Below are 19,454 nucleotides of genomic sequence, written 5' to 3'. Positions count from 1 at the left end.
CTTGTCTTAAAACTTTGTGCGAGGAATATTTCGATGACCACTGGACGCTATAGAACCGAACACGATCTTCTGGGTGATCGCGAAGTCCCCGCCGATGTCTACTACGGTGTGCATACGCTGCGCGCGTTGGAGAATTTTCCCATTACCGGTATTCCCATATCGGCTTATCCCGAGCTGATTAATGCGCTTGCCTACATCAAACAGGCGGCGGCGCTCTCCAACCATGAACTAGGCCTGCTCGACGAAGTCCGCTGCAATGCCATCGTCAAAGCGTGCGCCGAGTTGCTCGCGGGAAAGCTGCATGAGCAGTTTGTGGTGGACGTGATCCAAGGTGGCGCGGGCACCTCGACCAATATGAATGCCAACGAGGTCATTGCCAACCGTGCACTCGAATTGTTGGGCCACACAAAAGGCGAATACCAATATTTGCATCCCAATGAACAGGTCAATATCGGGCAAAGCACTAACGATGTATATCCGTCAGCACTCAAGATCGCCACGTGGTTTGGAATTTTGGGACTGGTTGATGCCATGGCCGTGTTACGGCATGCTTTCGAAGCCAAGGCGGAAGAATTCAAGGATGTCCTGAAAATGGGCCGCACCCAGATGCAGGACGCGGTTCCGATGACGCTGGGGCAGGAATTCAGCACCTACGCCGTGATGCTCGGCGAAGACGAAGCGAGGTTGCGAGAAGCTGCACTGCTGATATGCGAGATCAACATGGGGGGTACCGCCATCGGTACCGGCATCACGGCGCACCCCGACTATGCGCCACGGATCGTGAAGCATCTTATCGAGACCACCGGCATCCCCCTCATCACCGCTCCCAACTTGATCGAGGCAACACAAGACTGCGGAGCCTTCGTCCAATTGTCCGGCGTTCTCAAGCGGGTGGCTATCAAACTCTCGAAAACCTGCAACGACCTGAGATTGCTTTCCAGTGGCCCGCGTGCTGGCTTGGGCGAGATCAATCTGCCGGCCATGCAGGCCGGTTCAAGCATCATGCCCGGCAAGGTGAATCCGGTCATCCCGGAGGTGGTGAACCAGATCGCCTTCGAGGTCATCGGAAATGACATCACCGTCAGCTTCGCGGCCGAGGCTGGACAGCTGCAGCTCAATGCCTTTGAACCCATCATCGCGCACAGCATATTCAAGAGTGTGAGTCATCTGCGAAACGGTTGCCTGACCCTGGCCGAGCGTTGCGTCAAAGGCATTACGGCCAACAAAGAGCACCTGCGTTCCTTGGTGGAAAACTCGATCGGCATCGTCACGGCCTTGAACCCCTACATCGGCTACGCCAACGCCACGCAGGTGGCGCAAGAGGCGCATGCCTCGGGGGGCAGCGTCTACGAAATCGTGCTAAGCAAGGGCTTGCTCTCCAAGCAACAACTTGACGAGATCCTGAGGCCCGAGGTACTGACCCGCCCCACGGCGCTGTATCTAAATATCTAAAGTGATTTCCGGCGACATCACATCATGAAGTCAAGCAAACTCACCACGTGGATCTTTCGACGCGGCGTTTGCCAGCACGCTGGAGCGGGGTTTTCGCCGGCTGGCGGCGAGCCGCAAGATCGTCTGGATATACGAGAAATGGTTTTTCAAGCGATTGCCCTCGGGTCTGCGCAGCCGGCGAGGGAGGCGGCCGCGCGCGCCGGCTCTCGAAACTCTCTCATTGCCTCCTATCGATTTCCCTTTGCGGGTAAGTGCCGAGCTCAAGACGCGTCATTTGAAAGTTCGCCGAAAGCTTGCCCGCGCCACCGGCCAGCAAAATTCATTCGCCCCGAAATCAATTTGATGGAGACATACCGATGAAGATCCCCCATGCGCCGGCGTCGAAGATCGCTGCGGCGTTGACGCGCAGGGCAGCCGCTACCCCGTACTAACCCGCAGTCGGGCGGACGGCAAGCCGGGCGAAAGCCGCGCCGGCATTCCGGCATTCCGGCCTGCGGCGCCGGGCCAGCGCCCCGGGTTACGGAAAAACTCTTTCTAAATCAATAACTTGACGTCCATCACCGATCACTGGGCGGTTTGGCACGCCGATTGCGATACCCAGTCAAGCGCATGTCGCCCCGACCCCGCGGCATGAAGTAACAACAGGAGACAAGATGAATGTGAATGACGACCTCGATCCGATCGAAACCATTGAATGGGTCGACGCACTGCGCGCGGTGGCGCAGCATCGCGGCCCGCAACGCACCAACCACATCGTCAACCGCCTGGTGGACCTGGCGCGCAACGACGGCGTGTACGTGCCCCGCTCGCTGAACACGGCCTACAAGAACACGATTGAGCCGCAAGACCAGGCGAAGTCGCCCGGCGATCGCGAGATCGAGCACCGGCTGCGCTCCATCATCCGCTGGAACGCGATGGCGATCATCCTGCGCGCCAACAAGGAGTCGTCCGAGCTGGGCGGCCACATCGCCAGCTTCCAGTCGGCGGCGACGCTGTACGACATCGGCTTCGGCCATTTCTGGCATGCGCCCACCGAGCAGCACGGCGGCGACCTCATCTATATCCAGGGCCACTGCTCGCCCGGCATCTACGCCCGCGCCTTCGTCGAGGGGCGCCTCACTGAGCAACAGCTGCTGGGCTACCGGCAGGAGACCGAGGGCAAGGGCATTCCCTCCTATCCGCATCCCTGGCTGATGCCCGACTTCTGGCAGTTCCCCACCGTCTCCATGGGCCTGGGCCCGTTGATGGCGATCTACCAGGCGCGTTTTTTGAAGTACCTGCAGGGCCGCAGCCTGGCCGATACCGCGCCGCGCAAGGTCTGGGCCTTCATGGGCGACGGCGAAATGGACGAGCCCGAGTCGCTGGGCGCGATCTCGCTGGCCGGGCGCGAAGGCCTGGACAACCTGATCTTCGTCATCAACTGCAACCTGCAGCGCCTGGACGGCCCGGTGCGCGGCAACGGCAAGATCGTGCAGGAGCTGGAGTCGGTGTTCCGCGGCGCCGGCTGGAACGTCATCAAGGTGCTGTGGGGCACCGGCTGGGACAAGCTGCTGGCCAAGGACAAGAGCGGCCTCTTGCTCAAGCGCATGGAAGAGTGCGTGGACGGCGAATACCAGGACTTCAAGAGCAAGAGCGGCGCCTATGTGCGCGAGCATTTCTTCGGCAAGTACGAAGAGCTGAAGGCGCTGGTCGCCGACATGAGCGACGACGAGATCTGGGGCCTGACGCGTGGTGGTCACGACCCCGAGAAGGTGTTCGCGGCCTACGCGGCCGCCGTCAAGCACACCGGCCAGCCCACCTTGATCCTGCCCAAGACCGTGAAGGGCTACGGCATGGGCGAATCGGGCGAGGGCCAGATGATCGCCCACCAGGCCAAGAAGATGACGCAGGATGCGCTGCGGGGCTTTCGCGACCGCTTCCAGATCCCGGTGTCCGACGAGGATCTGCCGAACATCCCCTTCATCAAGCTGCCCGAGGACAGCGTCGAGATGAAGTACCTGCGCGCGCGCCGCGAGGCCCTGGGCGGCTACCTGCCGCAGCGCCGACAGAAGTCCAACGCGCTGACCATCCCGCCGCTCGATGCCTTCCAGCGTTTGCTGGCCAGCTCCGGTGAGCGCGAAATCTCCACCACCATGGCCTTCGTGCAGATGCTGGGCACGCTGGTGCGCGACAAGAACATCGGCAAGCACATCGTCCCCATCGTGCCCGACGAGTCGCGCACCTTCGGCATGGAGGGCATGTTCCGCCAACTGGGCATCTATTCATCGCTGGGCCAGCTGTACAAGCCGCAGGACGCCGACCAGCTGATGTACTACCGCGAATCCAAGGACGGGCAGGTGCTGCAGGAGGGCATCAACGAAGGCGGGGCCATGTCCAGCTGGATCGTTGCCGCCACCTCGTACAGCGTGAGCAACGTGCCGATGATCCCGTTCTACATCTACTACTCGATGTTCGGGCTGCAGCGGGTGGGCGACCTGGCCTGGCTGGCCGGCGACATCCGGGCTCGCGGCTTCCTGCTGGGCGGCACCGCCGGTCGCACCACGCTCAACGGCGAGGGGCTGCAGCATGAGGACGGCCACAGCCACCTGCTGGCCGCGACGATCCCGAACTGCGTGTCCTACGACCCGACCTTCGCCTACGAGATGGTGGTCATCGTGCGCGAGGGCATGCGCAGGATGTACGAGCAGCAGGAGGACGTCTTCTACTACCTCACGCTGATGAACGAGAACTACACGCACCCGGGCCTGGCCGATGCCGGGGCGGGCGCCGAGGCCGGGATCCTGAAAGGGCTGTACAAGCTCCAGGATGGCGGCAAGACGGCCAGGAAGGGTCTGCGTGTGCAGCTGATGGGCAGCGGCACCATCCTGCGCGAAGTGATCGCCGCGGCGGCGCTGCTCAAGGCCGACTTCAATGTCACCGCCGACATCTGGAGCGCGACCAGCTTCAACGAGCTGCGCCGCGACGGCATGGCAGCCCAGCGGTGGAACCTGCTGCACCCGACCGAGGCGCCGCGCCAGAGCTGGGTCGAGAGCTGCCTGGACGGCAGCGAGGGCCCGGTGATCGCATCCACCGACTACATGCGCAGCTACGCCGACCAGGTGCGTGAATACGTACAGGCCGCCGGCCGGCGCTTTGTGGTGCTGGGCACCGACGGCTTCGGACGCAGCGACTACCGCGTCAAGCTGCGCAAGTTCTTCGAGGTGGATCGCCACTATGTGGCCGTGGCCGCACTGAAGGCGCTGGCCGATGAAGGCGCCATCAAGCCGCAGGTGGTGGCCGATGCCATCGCCAAATACGGCCTGGACACCGAGCGCGCCGCGCCCTGGACCGTTTGATAGGAACGACACAACATGAGCCACGTAACAGACATTCCGGTGCCCGACATCGGTGACTTCAAGGACGTACCCGTGATCGAGATCTTCGTCAAGGTCGGCGACACGGTGAAGGCGGAGGATCCGCTGATCTCGCTGGAATCGGACAAGGCGACGATGGACGTGCCCGCGCCCCATGGCGGCGTGGTCAAGGCCATCAGCGTCAAGGTCGGCGACAAGGTCAGCGAAGGCAGCGTGGTGATGCAGTTCAACGGCGCGGCCGGTGCTGCTGTGGCGGCCGCCGAGCCCACCAAGCCCAGCGTCAGTGCGCCGCCCGCGGCCGTCAGCGCGCCGGCCGGGCTGGCCGAGGTGCGCGTGCCCGACATTGGCGACTTCAAGGATGTGCCGGTGATCGAGATCTTCGTCAAGGCCGGTGACACGGTGAAAGCCGAGGACCCGCTGATGTCGCTGGAATCCGACAAGGCGACCATGGATGTGCCCGCGCCTTTGGGTGGCGTAGTGCAGGAGATCCGCGTCAAGCTGGGGGACAAGGTCTCGGAAGGCAGCGTCATCATGATGCTGGCGACGGGGGCGGCTACTGCCAGCGCGCCCGTGAGCCAGGTGCAGCAGACACCCTCACCCCAACCCTCTCCCGCAGCTGCGGAAGAGGGGGCAAAGGCGGGTATCGACGAGGCGACGTTCGCCCTGGCCTACGCCGGGCCGGCGGTGCGCAAGCTGGCGCGCGAACTCTCGGTGGACCTGGGCCGCGTCAAGGGCAGTGGCGCCCACGGCCGCATCGTGCGCGACGACGTCGAAGCATTCGCCAAGGGCGGAGCTGCAGCGGCTGGCGCAGCGCCGTCGGCCGCCAAGGCTGCCGCCGCGCCGGCCGGTGGTGGCGCTGGGCTGGACCTGCTGCCCTGGCCCAAGGTCGACTTCGCCAAGTTCGGGCCGATCGAGCGCAAGGAACAGAGCCGCATCAAGAAGATCTCGGCCGCCAACCTGCATCGCAATTGGGTGGTGATTCCGCATGTCACCACGCACGATGAGGCCGACATCACCGACCTGGAGCAGTTCCGCGTCCAGATGAACAAGGAGCTGGAGAAGTCGGGTGTCAAGATCAGCATGCTGCCCTTCATGATCAAGGCGGCGGTGGCGACCCTCAAGAAGTTCCCCGAGTTCAACGCCAGCCTGGACGGCGACGCTCTCGTGCTGAAGAACTACTGGCACATCGGCTTTGCCGCCGACACGCCCAACGGGTTGATGGTTCCGGTGATCCGCGACGCCGACAAGAAGAGCGTCCCCGAGATCGCCAAGGAAATGGGCGAGCTGGCCAAGCTGGCGCGCGACGGCAAGCTCAAGCCCGACCAGATGCAGGGCGGCACCTTCACCATTTCATCGCTGGGCGGCATCGGCGGCATGTACTTCACGCCCATCATCAATGCGCCCGAGGTGGCCATCATGGGCGTGTGCAAGAGCTACTGGAAGCAGCACTCCGGCGACGGCAAGAACTGGGCCTCGCGCCTGACCTTGCCGCTCTCGCTTTCCTGGGACCACCGCGTGATCGACGGCGCCGCCGCCGCACGCTTCAACGTCCATTTCGCCAACCTGCTCGCCGACATGCGGCGCGTGATGTTCTAAGGGCACTCTCCAAATGGCACAACTCGTGGAAGTCAAAGTCCCCGACATCGGCGACTTCAAGGATGTCGCGGTGATCGAAGTGATGGTGAAGGTCGGCGAGACCATCGCCGTCGATACCGGCCTGGTCATGGTCGAGTCCGACAAGGCATCGATGGAGATTCCCTCGACCCATGCCGGGGTCGTGAAGGAGATCAAGGTCAAGGTGAATGACAAGGTCAGCGAGGGATCGGTGTTGCTGACGCTGGAGGCTGCGGGCGCGGCCAGCCCCTCACCCCAACCCTCTCCCCAAAGGGGCGAGGGAGCAATACCGGTATCGGCCCCCTCTCCCGCGCCGCGGGAGWGGGCGGGGGGTGAGGGTGCTCCGGCGCCTGCCGCCTCCAGCTATTCGGGCAAAGTGGATGTGGAGTGCGAGATGCTGGTCCTCGGCGCCGGCCCCGGCGGCTATTCGGCCGCCTTCCGCAGCGCCGACCTCGGCATGAAGACGGTGCTGGTCGAACGCTATGCCACGCTGGGCGGCGTCTGCCTGAATGTCGGCTGCATCCCGTCCAAGGCGCTGCTGCACACCGCCTCGGTGATGGACGAAGTCGCGACCCTGCCCGACCATGGCATCAAGTACGGCCCGCCCGAGATTGACATCGACAAGCTGCGTGCTTTCAAGGACGGCGTGATCAAGAAACTCACCGGCGGCCTGGCCGGCATGGCCAAGGCGCGCAAGGTGGAAGTGCTCACCGGCGTCGGCAGCTTCCTCGATCCGCACCACCTGGAAGTTTCTTGGGCCGGCGGTGACAAGAAGATGGTGGTGAAGTTCGCCAAGGCCATCATCGCGGCCGGCAGCCAGGCGGTGCAGCTGCCTTTCATGCCCAAGGACGATCGTGTCGTCGATTCGACCGGGGCCCTGCTGCTCAAGTCCATCCCCAAGCGCATGCTGGTGGTGGGCGGCGGCATCATCGGGCTGGAGATGGCCACGGTGTATTCGACGCTGGGCACACGCATCGACGTGGTCGAAATGCTCGACGGATTGATGCCGGGCGCTGACCGCGACCTCGTCAAGGTCTGGGAGAAGATGAATGCGCCGCGCTTCGGCCACGTGATGCTCAAGACAAAAACCGTCGGGGCCAAGGCGACGAAGGCCGGCATCGAAGTGAGCTTCGAAGGCGAGAAGGCACCCAAGGAGGTGCAGCTCTATGACCTGGTGCTGGTGGCGGTGGGCCGCAGCCCCAATGGCCAGAAGATCGGCGCCGAGAAGGCCGGCGTGGTCGTGACCGACCGGGGCTTCATAAACGTCGACCGGGAGATGCGCACCAACGTGCCGCACATCTTCGCCATCGGCGACATCGTCGGGCAGCCGATGCTGGCGCACAAGGCGGTTCATGAGGCCCACGTGGCGGCCGAGGTCGCCCACGGCGAGCCGTCCTCGTTCGACGCCCGCCAGATTCCATCGGTGGCATACACCGACCCCGAGATCGCCTGGGCCGGCAAGACCGAAGAGCAGTGCAAGGCCGAGGGCATCAAGATTGGCAAGGCGGTATTCCCCTGGGCGGCGTCGGGCCGTGCCATCGCCAACGGGCGCGACGAGGGCTTCACCAAGCTGATTTTCGACGAGGCCACGCACCGCGTGATCGGCGGCGGCATCGTCGGCACCCATGCGGGTGACCTGATCAGCGAGGTCTGTCTGGCGATCGAGATGGGCTGCGAGCCGGCCGACATCGGCAAGACCATTCACCCGCACCCGACGCTGGGCGAATCGATCGGCATGGCCGCCGAACTATTCGAAGGCGTGTGCACCGACCTGCCGCCGCAGAAGAAGAAATAGGACGCACACCGCCGTGTCCATTAAATTGGCTTTCGAGGTGGTGGGCAACGGTCCGCCCGTGGTCATCCTGCACGGTTTGTTCGGGGCTGGGCGCAACTGGGCCCAGATCGCCCAGGCCCTGGGCCACTCGTACCGGTTCTACCTTCCCGACGCGCGCAACCATGGCGCATCCCCCTGGGCCGAGGCCATGTCCTACCCCGACATGGCGCTCGATGTGCTGGCTCTGATCGAGCGCGAGCAATTGCAGCAGCCGATTCTGATCGGCCACAGCATGGGCGGCAAGACCGCCATGGCCCTGGCCCTGGAACACCCGCAGGCGATCGCCGGCCTGGCCGTGATTGACATAGCACCCGAACGCTACGGCGATCAATTCTCGCTCTACATGAAGGCCATGCGTCGCCTGGACGTTGCGGTCGCAGCCGGTCGCAAGGAAGTACGGCAGGCGCTCGCGCACAGCCTGGGGGGCGGCGCCCCGGGTGACTTCCTGATGCAGAACCTCAGGCGTCATGACGAGCGCTTCGACTGGCGCATCAACCTGATGGCGACAGCCATGTGCATGCCTGACCTGTGCCGCTTTCCGCAGCCGCTGATGCGCAAGCACTACGCCGGGCCGGCCCTGTTCGTCGCCGGGGTGGACTCCGACTATGTGCGCACCGAATCGCATGCGGATATCGAGCGTCTGTTTCCCCGTGCGCGCCTGGCGCATATCGACGATGCGGCGCACTGGGTCCATGCCGACCAGCCCGAGGCGCTGGTGCACGCCTTGCACAGCTGGCTGCGCGAGCTGGTCGAACCGCGCGCAGGGCACTCCTTGCCGGCGCTGGCGACACACTGATTCGAATTCCAACCCCTACGACGGAGACCCCCATGTCAGACAATTTACGCGAAGCCGCCCTCGACTACCACCGCTATCCCACGCCGGGCAAGATCTCGGTGACCCCGACCAAGGCCATGGCAACGCAGCGCGACCTCGGGCTGGCCTACTCGCCCGGCGTGGCCGAAGCCTGCCTGGCGATTGTGGAGGACCCGCGCGAGGCCGGCAACCTGACGGCGCGCAACAACCTGGTGGCCGTGATCACCAACGGCACGGCCGTGCTGGGCCTGGGCAACATCGGCGCGCTGGCGGGCAAGCCGGTGATGGAGGGCAAGGGCTGCCTGTTCAAGAAATTCGCCGGCATCGACGTGTTTGACATCGAGCTCGATGAGCTCGACCCCGACAAGCTGATCGACACCATCGCACGCATGGAGCCCACCTTTGGCGGCATCAACCTCGAAGACATCAAGGCGCCCGAGTGTTTCTACATCGAGAAAAAGCTGCGCGAGCGCATGAAGATTCCGGTGTTCCATGACGACCAGCACGGCACCGCCATCGTCGCCGCCGCGGCCATTCTCAACGCACTCAAACACGTCGACAAGGACATCAAGGAGGTCAAGCTGGTGGCCTCGGGCGCCGGCGCCGCCGCGCTGGCCTGCCTGGACCTGATCGTCAGCCTCGGGCTGCCGATGCGCAACGTGTTCGTGTCCGACAGCGCCGGCGTGGTCTATGCGGGCCGCAAGGAGCAGATGGACCCGAACAAGGCCCGTTACGCGCAGGAGACCTCGGCTCGCAAGCTGGCCGACATCATCGGCGGGGCCGACATCTTCCTGGGCCTGTCGGCCGGCGGCGTGCTCAAGCCCGAGATGGTCAAGACGATGGCGCGCGACCCCATCATTCTGGCGATGGCGAACCCGACGCCTGAGATCGAGCCGGCAGAGGCGCTGGCGGTTCGTCCCGACACGATCATGGGGACGGGTCGTTCGGACTACCCGAACCAGGTCAACAACGTGCTGTGCTTCCCGTTCATCTTCCGCGGCGCGCTGGACGTCGGCGCCACCACGATCAACGAGGAGATGAAGCTGGCGGCGGTCAGAGCCATCGCCGAGCTCGCCCATGCCGAGATTCCCGAGGTGGTGGCCCAGGCCTACGGGACCGTGGGCCTGCGTTTCGGTGCCGAGTACCTCATTCCCAAGCCGTTCGATCCGCGCTTGATCGAGGTCGTCGCCCCGGCAGTCGCCCAGGCGGCGATGGACAGCGGCGTGGCCACGCGCCCGATCGGTGACATGGACGCCTACCGCCAGCGGCTGAGCCAGTTCGTTTATCAGTCGGGTGGCGCGATGCAGCCGGTGTTCGCGGCAGCCAAGCGCGCGCCCAAGCGCGTGGTCTATGCCGAAGGCGAAGACGAGCGCGTGCTGCGCGCCGCCCAGGTGGTGGTCGATGAAGGGCTGGCGCGTCCGCTGCTGGCGGGCCGGCCCGAGGTCATTGCCCAGCGCATCGAGCAGTTTGGCCTGCGCCTTCAGCCCGGCGTGGATTGCGAGTGCGTGAACCTGCTGGATCCGGACGTCTACGGCCCTGCGGCGGACGCCTATTACCGGCTGGCCCGCCGCCGGGGCGTGTCGCGCGCCACCGCCCGTGCCGAGATGCGCAGCCGCAGCACGCTTCTCGGCGCGATGCTGGTGCGTGAAGGTTCGGCGGACGCCATGCTGTGCGGCACCCTGGGCAGCTACGCCGATCATCTGGGCTATGTGAGCGACGTGATCGGCCTGCGCGGCGGCACCCGCACCTTCGCGGCCATGCAGATGCTGATGCTGCCCGGCCGCCAGCTCTTCATCTGCGACACCCATGTCAACAGCGACCCGACGGCCGAGCAGGTCGCCGAGATCGCGCTGCTGGCGGCCGAAGAGGTGCGCCGGTTCGGCATCGTCCCCAGCGTGGCGCTGCTGTCGCACTCCAGCTTCGGCAGTTCGAACGCGCCGGCGGCGCTGAAGATGCGCGAGGCGCTGGCACTGGTGAAGGCGCGCGACCCCAGCCTCGCGGTCGACGGCGAGATGCGCGGCGACGCGGCTTTGTCCAAGGAGATTCTCGATCGCGAGTTCCCGGATTCTGGCCTGGCGGGCGAGGCGAACGTGCTGGTCATGCCCAACGTCGATGCGGCCAACATTTCCTACAACCTGCTGCGCATCGCGGCTGGCGGCGGCATCACGGTGGGTGGCATCCTGCTGGGCGCGGCGCTTCCGGTCCATATCCTGACGCCGTCGTCGACGGTGCGCCGCATCGTCAACATGACGGCGCTCGCTACGGTCGATGCGGCCGCACAGCGAGCCCAGACATGGGTCGCCGACTGAGCACGTCATGGATGCATCTACCCTCTCTCCGGGCCAGCGCGGCGGCGCCAAGACCGCGCGCATTCCGATCAAGGTGGTGGCGGCACCCGCGCTGCCCAAGCCCGACTGGATCCGCGTGCGCCTGTCGCACAGCGAAACCTTCCGGGGCGTCAAGCAGGTGCTGCGCGAGCAGGGCCTGCACACGGTCTGCGAAGAGGCCGCGTGTCCCAACATCGGCGAGTGCTTCGGCAAAGGCACGGCCACCTTCATGGTCCTGGGCGACCTGTGCACGCGGCGCTGCCCCTTCTGCGACGTGGCGCATGGCCGGCCGCTGGCGCCGGATCCGCAGGAACCGCTGAAGCTCGCCGACACGGTGGCCCGGCTGCGCCTGAACTATGTGGTCATCACCAGCGTGGATCGCGACGATCTGCGCGATGGCGGGGCGGCGCATTTTGCGGCCTGCATCCGGGCGGTGCGCCGGCAATCGCCGCGCACGCGCATCGAGATCCTGACGCCGGATTTCCGGGGGCGGCTGGAGACAGCCCTGGACGTGCTGGCGGTGGATCCGCCGGACGTGATGAACCACAACCTGGAAACCGTGCCGCGCCTGTACCGCGAAGCCCGTCCTGGCGCCGATTACGCCCATTCCCTGGAACTGCTGCGCGCGTTCAAGCAGCATCGCCCCGAGGTGCTCACGAAGTCGGGCCTGATGCTGGGCCTGGGCGAAACCGACGACGAAGTGCTCGCCGTGATGCGCGACCTGCGCGCCCACGGCGTGGACATGCTGACGGTGGGCCAGTACCTGCAGCCGCGCCCCGGCAACCTGCCCGTGCGCCGCTACGTTGCGCCGCAAGCTTTCGAGGCCCTGGCCGGGCAGGCGCGGCAGATGGGATTCACACATGCCGCCTGCGGGCCGCTGGTGCGCTCCAGCTACCACGCAGACGTGCAGGCCGAAGCGGCGGGCGCCCAGCGCCAGCCAATGATCACCCATAACTGAAGGAGATATTCATGGACAAAGACCCGACCCCCAAGCCTCTTTACCAGTCGCTCTATTTCCAGGTCATCACGGCCATCGTGATCGGCGTGCTGCTGGGCCACTTCTATCCGGAAACGGGCGCCGCCATGAAGCCGCTGGGTGACGGCTTCATCAAGCTGATCAAGATGATCATCGCGCCCATCATCTTCTGCACCGTGGTGGTGGGCATCGCCGGCATGGAAGACATGAAGAAGGTCGGCAAGACCGGCGGGCTGGCGCTGCTGTATTTCGAGGTCGTCAGCAGCCTGGCGCTGGTGATCGGGCTGGTCATCATCAACCTGGTCGGGCCAGGCGTGGGTATGAATGTCGACCCGTCCGCGCTCGACACCAAGAGCATCGCCGCCTATACCGGCCCCGGCAAGATGCAGGGCACGGTGGACTTCCTGCTCAACGTGATCCCGAGCACCGTGGTGGACGCGTTCGCCAAGGGCGAAATCCTGCAGGTGCTGCTGTTCTCGGTGATGTTCGGCTTCGCGCTGCACAAGTTCGGCGGCCGCGGCACGCTGGTGTTCGACCTGATCGAAAAAGGTTCGCACGTGCTGTTTTCCATCGTCGGGATCATCATGAAGGTCGCCCCGATTGGTGCCTTCGGCGCCATGGCCTTCACCATCGGCAAGTACGGTGTCGGCTCGCTGCTCTCGCTGGGCAAGCTGATGGGCACGTTCTACGCGACCTGCTTCTTTTTCATCTTCGTGGTCTTGGGGCTCATCGCCAGGCTGCATGGCTTCTCCATCTGGAAGTTCATCAAGTACATCAAGGAGGAGCTGCTGATCGTGCTGGGCACCTCGTCGTCCGAGTCGGTGCTGCCGCGCATGATGGCCAAGATGGAGAACCTGGGCGCGCGCAAGTCCGTGGTCGGCCTGGTGATTCCCACCGGTTACTCCTTCAATCTCGATGGCACCTCGATCTACCTGACCATGGCCGCGGTATTCATCGCGCAGGCCACCAACACCCCGATGACGCTGACGCAGCAGCTGACGCTGCTGGGCGTGCTGCTGCTCACCTCCAAGGGTGCTGCCGGCATCACCGGCAGCGGCTTCATCGTGCTGGCCGCGACCCTGTCCGCCGTGGGCGGGGTGCCTGTGGCCGGCCTGGCACTGATCCTGGGCATCGACCGCTTCATGTCGGAAGCCCGGGCGCTCACCAACCTGATCGGCAACGGCGTCGCCACCGTGGTCGTGGCGCGCTGGACGGGTGATCTGGACATGAAACGCATGCACAACCAGCTGAACAACGAGACCGCGGCTGAAGCCGAGGAGCCGGAAGCCGTGCTGGACCAGGTCGAGCACCACATGCCGGCGCCGACGGCGGCCCAGGCCGGGCGCACCGACCAGGGCGCGCCGAACATGCCGCTGCCCGCAGCGCGCTGATGGATCTCCCGGAACTTCGATCATGAGCGCAGCCACTCTTCGCGCCGGCACGCCGCACCGCATCGTCATCGTTGGCGGCGGCGCGGGCGGGCTGGAACTCGCCACCCGGCTGGGCGATACGCTGGGCCGCCGTGGCAAGGCGGAGGTGACGCTGATCGAGAAGACGCGCACCCATGTCTGGAAGCCCAAGCTGCACGAGATCGCCTCCGGCAGCATGGACATGAGCGCGCACGAGGTCGGCTACCTGGCGCAGTCGCACTGGCATCACTTCCGCTACCGCGTCGGCGAAATGGTGGGGCTGGACCGCGAGCGGCGCGAGGTGCTGGTGGCGCCCCACGTCGACGACGAGGGCCAGCAGGTCACGCCGCGGCGCGTGTTCGGCTACGACACGCTGGTGATGGCCGTGGGCAGCCAGAGCAACGACTTCGGAACGCCCGGCGTGCGCGAGCACGCCATGCGGCTGGAGTGCGCGGCCGATGCGCTGCGCTTCCATTCCCGCATGGTCAATGCCTGCATCCGTGCCCATGCCCAGGCCACGCCGCTGCGGCCCGAGCAATTGCACGTCGCCATCATCGGAGCCGGCGCGACCGGGGTCGAACTGGCCGCCGAGTTGCACCGCACCACGCGGCAAGTCGTGGCTTTCGGCCTGGACCGCGTCGATGCCGACAAGGACATCAAGGTGACGCTCATCGAGGCAGCCCCGCGCGTGCTGCCGGCGCTGCCACCGCGCCTGTCGCAAACCACCTCAGACCTGCTGCGCAAGCTGGGCGTGGAGGTGCACACCGACGCCAAGGTCGCTGAAGTCCACGCGGGCGGTGTCCGCCTGGCCGATGGGCGCGTGCTGCCGGCCGAACTGGTGGTGTGGGCCGCCGGCGTGAAGGCGCCGGACTTTCTGAAGGACATCGCGGGCCTGGAAACCAACCGGATCAACCAGCTGGTGGTGCATTCCACTCTGCAATCCACGCGGGACGAGAACATCTTCGCCATGGGCGACTGCGCGGCGTGCGAATGGCCGCAGGCCAACCAGGGCCAGGGCGGGTTTGTTCCGCCCCGGGCCCAGGCCGCGCACCAGCAGGCCTCGCACATCGCCGGGCAGATCAGGCGCCGGCTGGCCGGCAAGCCTTTGCGTGAATACCGCTATCGCGACTTCGGCTCGCTCGTCTCGCTCGGTGAATTCAGCACCGTGGGCAACATGATGGGCGGCTTGATGGTCGAGGGCCTGTTCGCGCGGCTGATGTATGTCTCGCTTTACAAGATGCATGAATTGGCCTTGCACGGCTTCCCCAAGGTCGCGCTCGACACGCTGGCACGCCTGATTGTGCGGCGCACCGAGCCGCATGTGAAGCTGCATTGAACGTCACCTGTCCTGACAGCACAACGTCGAGAAACAACCATCATGACTACACCATCCCGCGACCCCGGCGCCTGGATCCAAGATCTATTAAGCGCTCAGCAGGCCACGCTGCGTACCCTGGGTGCACAGGCGAGTGCATTCTGGCTTGATGCCGCACCGGCCGACGCGCAGACCAAGGCGCAGTGGCAGTTTGCCCTGCGTCAGGTGCAGGACGCTCTCAGTCCCGCCAACTTCCTGGCCACGAATCCCGAGGCGCTGCAGCTCGCGGTGGATTCCGGCGGCGCAAGCCTGGTAGAGGGCATGAGGCTGTTCCTGCAGGATCTGGCCAAGGGCCGCATCTCGATGACTGACGACCAGGCGTTCGAGGTTGGCCGCAACGTGGCTACCACGCCAGGCAGCGTCGTGTTCGAGAACGAACTGATGCAGCTCATCCAGTACGCCCCCGTCACCCCCAAGGTTTACGCGCAGCCGCTGTTGATCGTGCCGCCATGCATCAACAAGTACTACATCCTTGATCTGCAGCCGGAGAACTCGCTGGTCGCACATGCCGTGGCGCAAGGGCATACCGTGTTCCTGATCTCCTGGCGCAACGTGTCGGCCGCCCAAGGACACCTGGGATGGGACGACTACCTCGAACTGGGGGTGATCTCCGCCATCGACACGGCGCAGGCGATCAGCGGCGCCGATCGCGTCAATACCTTGGGTTTCTGCGTCGGCGGTACCTTGCTGGCCTGCGCGCTGGCGGTGCTGGCCGCACGCGGCCAGCAGAAGGCGTGCAGCATGACGCTGCTGACGACGATGCTGGACTTCTCGGACACCGGCGAGATCGGCCAGCTCGTGGACGAGCGCGGCGTCGCGATGCGTGAAACCACCATCGGCCACGGCGGCTTGCTGCAAGGGCGTGAGCTGGCCCAGGTGTTCGCGTCGCTGCGCGCCAACGACCTGATCTGGCCGTATGTAGTCAACGGGTATCTGAAGGGCAAGGCGCCGCCCGCCTTCGACCTGCTGTTCTGGAATGGCGATGACACCAATCTGCCGGGTCCGATGTTCTGCTGGTATCTGCGCAACGCCTACCTCGAGAACAAGCTGGGGGTCCCGGGTGCCACGGTGCAGTGTGGCGAGGCGGTGGACTTCGCGCGCATCGACGTACCCGTCTTCCTCTACGCCTCGCGCGACGATCACATCGTGCCCTGGCGCACCGCCTATGCCAGCACGCGGCTGCTGGGCGGCGACACCACTTTCGTGTTGGGTGCCAGCGGCCACATCGCCGGCGTGATCAACCCGCCGGCCAAGAACAAGCGCAACCATTGGGTGGGCGACATAGACATCGAGCCGCAACGCTGGTTGGACGCTGCGCAATCGGTCCCCGGCAGCTGGTGGCCGGCCTGGACCGACTGGCTGGCTGGCCATGTCGGGGCGCAGGTCAAGGCGCCCAAGCAGGCCGGCACGCGCAAGTTTCCCGTGATCGAGCCCGCACCGGGCCGATACGTCAAGGAAAAGGCGGCATGACGCCGCCGGTTCATTTTTTCACCGTTATCCACCCCTGAAGGAGCTTTTATGTCCGATATCGTCATCGTTGCCGCTGCCCGCACTGCTGTGGGCAAGTTCGGCGGTACCCTGGCCAAAACCGCTGCGCCCGATTTGGGCGCCCATGTCGTGCGCGGGCTGCTGGCCCAGGCCGGTGTGCCCGGCGACGCGGTCAGCGAAGTGATACTGGGTCAGGTACTCACGGCCGGCGCCGGCCAGAACCCGGCGCGACAAACCGTCATCAAGGCCGGGCTGCCGCAGGGCGTGCCGGGCATGACGATCAACAAGGTTTGTGGCTCGGGGCTGAAGGCGGTGATGCTGGCGGCCCAGGCCATCAAGTGTGGCGACGCCGAGATCGTCGTCGCGGGCGGGCAGGAGAACATGAGCGCTGCGCCGCACGTGCTGCCGGGCTCGCGCGACGGCCAGCGCATGGGCGACTGGAAGCTGATCGACACCATGATCACCGACGGCCTCTGGGACGTGTACAACCAGTACCACATGGGCACCACGGCTGAAAATGTGGCCAAAAAGTACGGCATCACACGCGAAATGCAGGATGCGCTGGCGCTGGCCTCGCAGCAAAAGGCGGCCGCGGCACAGGATGCAGGCAAATTCACGGATGAAATCCTGCCCTTCACCATTGCGCAGAAAAAGGGCGACCCTATCGTGTTTTCCGCCGACGAGTTCGTCAATCGCAAGACCAGCGCCGACGTCCTGGCCGGCCTGCGCCCGGCCTTCGACAAGGCAGGTTCGGTGACCGCCGGCAATGCGTCGGGCCTCAACGACGGCGCTGCCGCCGTGCTGGTGATGAGCGCCAAGCGCGCCGCGGCGCTGGGCCTGAAGCCGCTGGCCGTGATCCGCGCCTACGCCAGCGCCGGCCTGGACCCCACCATCATGGGCATGGGTCCGGTACCTGCCTCGCAGCTGTGCCTGAAAAAGGCCGGTTGGTCGGCGCAGGATCTGGACCTGATGGAGATCAACGAGGCCTTTGCCGCGCAGGCCTGCGCGGTCAACCAGGCGATGGAGTGGGACACCAGCAAGATCAACGTCAACGGCGGCGCCATTGCCATCGGCCACCCGATCGGCGCCTCGGGCTGCCGCATCCTGGTCACGCTGCTGCATGAGATGAAGCGCCGCGGCGCCAACAAGGGCCTGGCCTCGCTGTGCATCGGCGGCGGCATGGGTGTGGCACTGGCCGTAGAAATGTGACTCCCCCCCGAAGCGCCTTCGGCGCCTCCCCCTCAGGGGGCGCCACCAGCGGCCCGGCAGAGCCGGTTCCGCGGTGGCCCTGGCTGGAGAACTGAGATGACATCCAACAGAGTTTCAACAAGGAGAAATGAAATGACACAAGCAACACGCGTGGTTCTGGTCACGGGCGGCATGGGCGGCCTGGGCGAGACGATTTCCACCAAGATGGTCGATGCCGGCTACAAAGTCGCGGTGACCTACTCGCCCGGCAACGCCAAACACGCCGAGTGGGTGGCCCAGATGAAGGCCAACGGTTATGACATCCTGGCCGTACCCTGCGACGTGGCCGACATCGATTCCTGCCACGCCGCGGTGGCGCAGGTGCAGGAAAAGCTGGGCGCGGTCGACGTGCTGGTCAATAACGCGGGCATCACGCGCGACATGACCTTCAAGAAGATGGACAAGGTCAACTGGGACGCGGTGCTGCGTACCAATCTCGACAGCCTGTTCAACATGAGCAAGCAGGTCGCCGACAGCATGGTCGAGCGCAACTGGGGCCGCATCATCAATGTGTCCTCGGTGAACGGTTCCAAGGGCGCTTTCGGCCAGACCAACTACTCGGCCGCCAAGGCCGGCGTGCACGGCTTCACCAAGGCGCTGGCACTGGAGGTTGCGAAAAAAGGTGTCACCGTCAACACCATCTCGCCAGGCTACATCGGCACCAAGATGGTGACGGCTATTCCGAAAGAGGTGCTGGACTCCAAGATCCTGCCGAACATCCCGGTCGGGCGCTTGGGCAAACCCGAAGAAGTGGCGGGTTTGATCATCTACCTGGCCTCTGAAGAAGCCGCCTTCGTGACCGGGGCCAATATCGCCATCAACGGCGGTCAACACATGCAATGAGGACAAGACCATGATCAAGTCAGGAATCGACCAGGACGCACTGGTCAATATGTTTTCGCAGGCCACGGCCAAGCAGGGCGAAACCTTGCGCAAGACCGTGAGCGAGGTCACGCTGAAAGCCTTGCAGGGGCGCGAGCTGACGCTGGACAACATCCGCAAGGTGCTGAAGACGGTGACGCAGGCGGCCTCCACCGGCGCCGCGCAGAACCCGGCCAACGCGGTTGATGTCGAAGCCATGCTAGGCAAGGCCTTTGCGGGCATGGATGGCGCGTTGCTGCAGGCCGTCGAGGCCCACCGCAAGGCCTTGCAGCAGTTCATCGACCAGGGCCTGGACCTGAAGGACCGGCAGATGAAGGGCGCAATGGCCCATCTGGAGAAGATGGAGGACGTCTTTTTCACCACCGTCTCCAAGGCCACACAGGGCGCCGGCAGTTCTCTGCAAGCGCCGTGGCAGCAGGTGCTCCAAACCATGAAGGGCAAGGGCACCGACACGGGTGACCAGGCGAGCGCCGCCGTGGAACAGTTGGTGGAGCAGGCCCGCACAGCAATGCGAGCAGGCCGCGCCACCAGCATGAGCGCCACGCAGGCCATGATGGACAGCTACGCGTCGCTGGTCAGCGGCGTGCTGATCGGGATGTCCGAGGGATTGCAGCCGCAGGCCAAGGCGGCCGCCGGCCGCGCCCGTCGCGGTTGAGCGTCGCGCGCCAGGTTGCGGGGTGAC

Annotated in this window: 13 protein-coding genes; all 13 read left to right on the top strand. The window is 65.1% G+C overall.

The features are described 5' to 3' along the window. The first annotated feature begins 33 nt into the window (after nucleotides 1–33). The 13 genes from aspA to AC1DS5_RS01275 all read left to right on the top strand — a co-directional run bounded on the left by aspA (nucleotide 34) and on the right by AC1DS5_RS01275 (nucleotide 19,427). Nucleotides 34–1,452, top strand: coding sequence for an aspartate ammonia-lyase (aspA, locus tag AC1DS5_RS01335; RefSeq protein ID WP_477716444.1), 1,419 nt, complete (start codon nucleotides 34–36; stop codon nucleotides 1,450–1,452). A gap of 653 nt (nucleotides 1,453–2,105) precedes the next feature. Beyond that, complete coding sequence (gene aceE, locus AC1DS5_RS01330) at nucleotides 2,106–4,787, top strand: pyruvate dehydrogenase (acetyl-transferring), homodimeric type (RefSeq protein WP_477716443.1); 2,682 nt, start codon at nucleotides 2,106–2,108, stop codon at nucleotides 4,785–4,787. Nucleotides 4,788–4,802: 15 nt separating this feature from the next. Further along, complete coding sequence (locus AC1DS5_RS01325) at nucleotides 4,803–6,401, top strand: dihydrolipoyllysine-residue acetyltransferase (protein WP_477716442.1); 1,599 nt, start codon at nucleotides 4,803–4,805, stop codon at nucleotides 6,399–6,401. Nucleotides 6,402–6,414: 13 nt separating this feature from the next. Further along, nucleotides 6,415–8,214: a dihydrolipoyl dehydrogenase gene (lpdA, locus tag AC1DS5_RS01320; protein WP_477716441.1), complete on the top strand. Its 1,800-nt coding sequence runs from the start codon at nucleotides 6,415–6,417 to the stop codon at nucleotides 8,212–8,214. A gap of 13 nt (nucleotides 8,215–8,227) precedes the next feature. Further along, nucleotides 8,228–9,049, top strand: coding sequence for an alpha/beta fold hydrolase (locus AC1DS5_RS01315; protein WP_477716440.1), 822 nt, complete (start codon nucleotides 8,228–8,230; stop codon nucleotides 9,047–9,049). Between the two features lie 32 nt (nucleotides 9,050–9,081). After that, nucleotides 9,082–11,376: an NADP-dependent malic enzyme gene (locus AC1DS5_RS01310; protein WP_477716439.1), complete on the top strand. Its 2,295-nt coding sequence runs from the start codon at nucleotides 9,082–9,084 to the stop codon at nucleotides 11,374–11,376. A 7-nt stretch (nucleotides 11,377–11,383) separates the two neighbouring features. Continuing rightward, on the top strand, nucleotides 11,384–12,352 hold the full coding sequence (lipA, locus tag AC1DS5_RS01305) for a lipoyl synthase (protein WP_477716438.1): 969 nt from the start codon (nucleotides 11,384–11,386) through the stop codon (nucleotides 12,350–12,352). 11 nt (nucleotides 12,353–12,363) lie between these two features. Beyond that, entirely contained in the window at nucleotides 12,364–13,761 is a 1,398-nt protein-coding gene (locus AC1DS5_RS01300) for a dicarboxylate/amino acid:cation symporter (RefSeq protein ID WP_477716437.1), read from the top strand. Nucleotides 13,762–13,783: 22 nt separating this feature from the next. Continuing rightward, the gene (locus AC1DS5_RS01295; protein ID WP_477716436.1) at nucleotides 13,784–15,115 is read left to right on the top strand and encodes an NAD(P)/FAD-dependent oxidoreductase; all 1,332 of its coding nucleotides are present in this window, start codon (nucleotides 13,784–13,786) and stop codon (nucleotides 15,113–15,115) included. Between the two features lie 42 nt (nucleotides 15,116–15,157). After that, the gene (locus AC1DS5_RS01290) at nucleotides 15,158–16,624 is read left to right on the top strand and encodes a PHA/PHB synthase family protein (protein WP_477716435.1); all 1,467 of its coding nucleotides are present in this window, start codon (nucleotides 15,158–15,160) and stop codon (nucleotides 16,622–16,624) included. A 48-nt stretch (nucleotides 16,625–16,672) separates the two neighbouring features. Beyond that, on the top strand, nucleotides 16,673–17,851 hold the full coding sequence (locus AC1DS5_RS01285) for an acetyl-CoA C-acetyltransferase (protein ID WP_477716434.1): 1,179 nt from the start codon (nucleotides 16,673–16,675) through the stop codon (nucleotides 17,849–17,851). 132 nt (nucleotides 17,852–17,983) lie between these two features. Next, nucleotides 17,984–18,733 carry an acetoacetyl-CoA reductase gene (phbB, locus tag AC1DS5_RS01280; protein ID WP_477716433.1) on the top strand — a complete coding sequence of 250 codons (750 nt, stop codon included), beginning with the start codon at nucleotides 17,984–17,986 and terminating at the stop codon, nucleotides 18,731–18,733. Nucleotides 18,734–18,743: 10 nt separating this feature from the next. Continuing rightward, nucleotides 18,744–19,427, top strand: a complete 684-nt coding sequence (locus tag AC1DS5_RS01275; protein ID WP_477716432.1) for a DUF6781 family protein — start codon at nucleotides 18,744–18,746, stop codon at nucleotides 19,425–19,427. Nucleotides 19,428–19,454: the final 27 nt, after the last annotated feature.

Source organism: Polaromonas sp. P4_H1 (assembly GCF_056400945.1).
The sequence above is the reverse complement of the archived record's forward strand: the minus strand, read 5'-3'. Positions and strand labels throughout refer to the sequence as shown.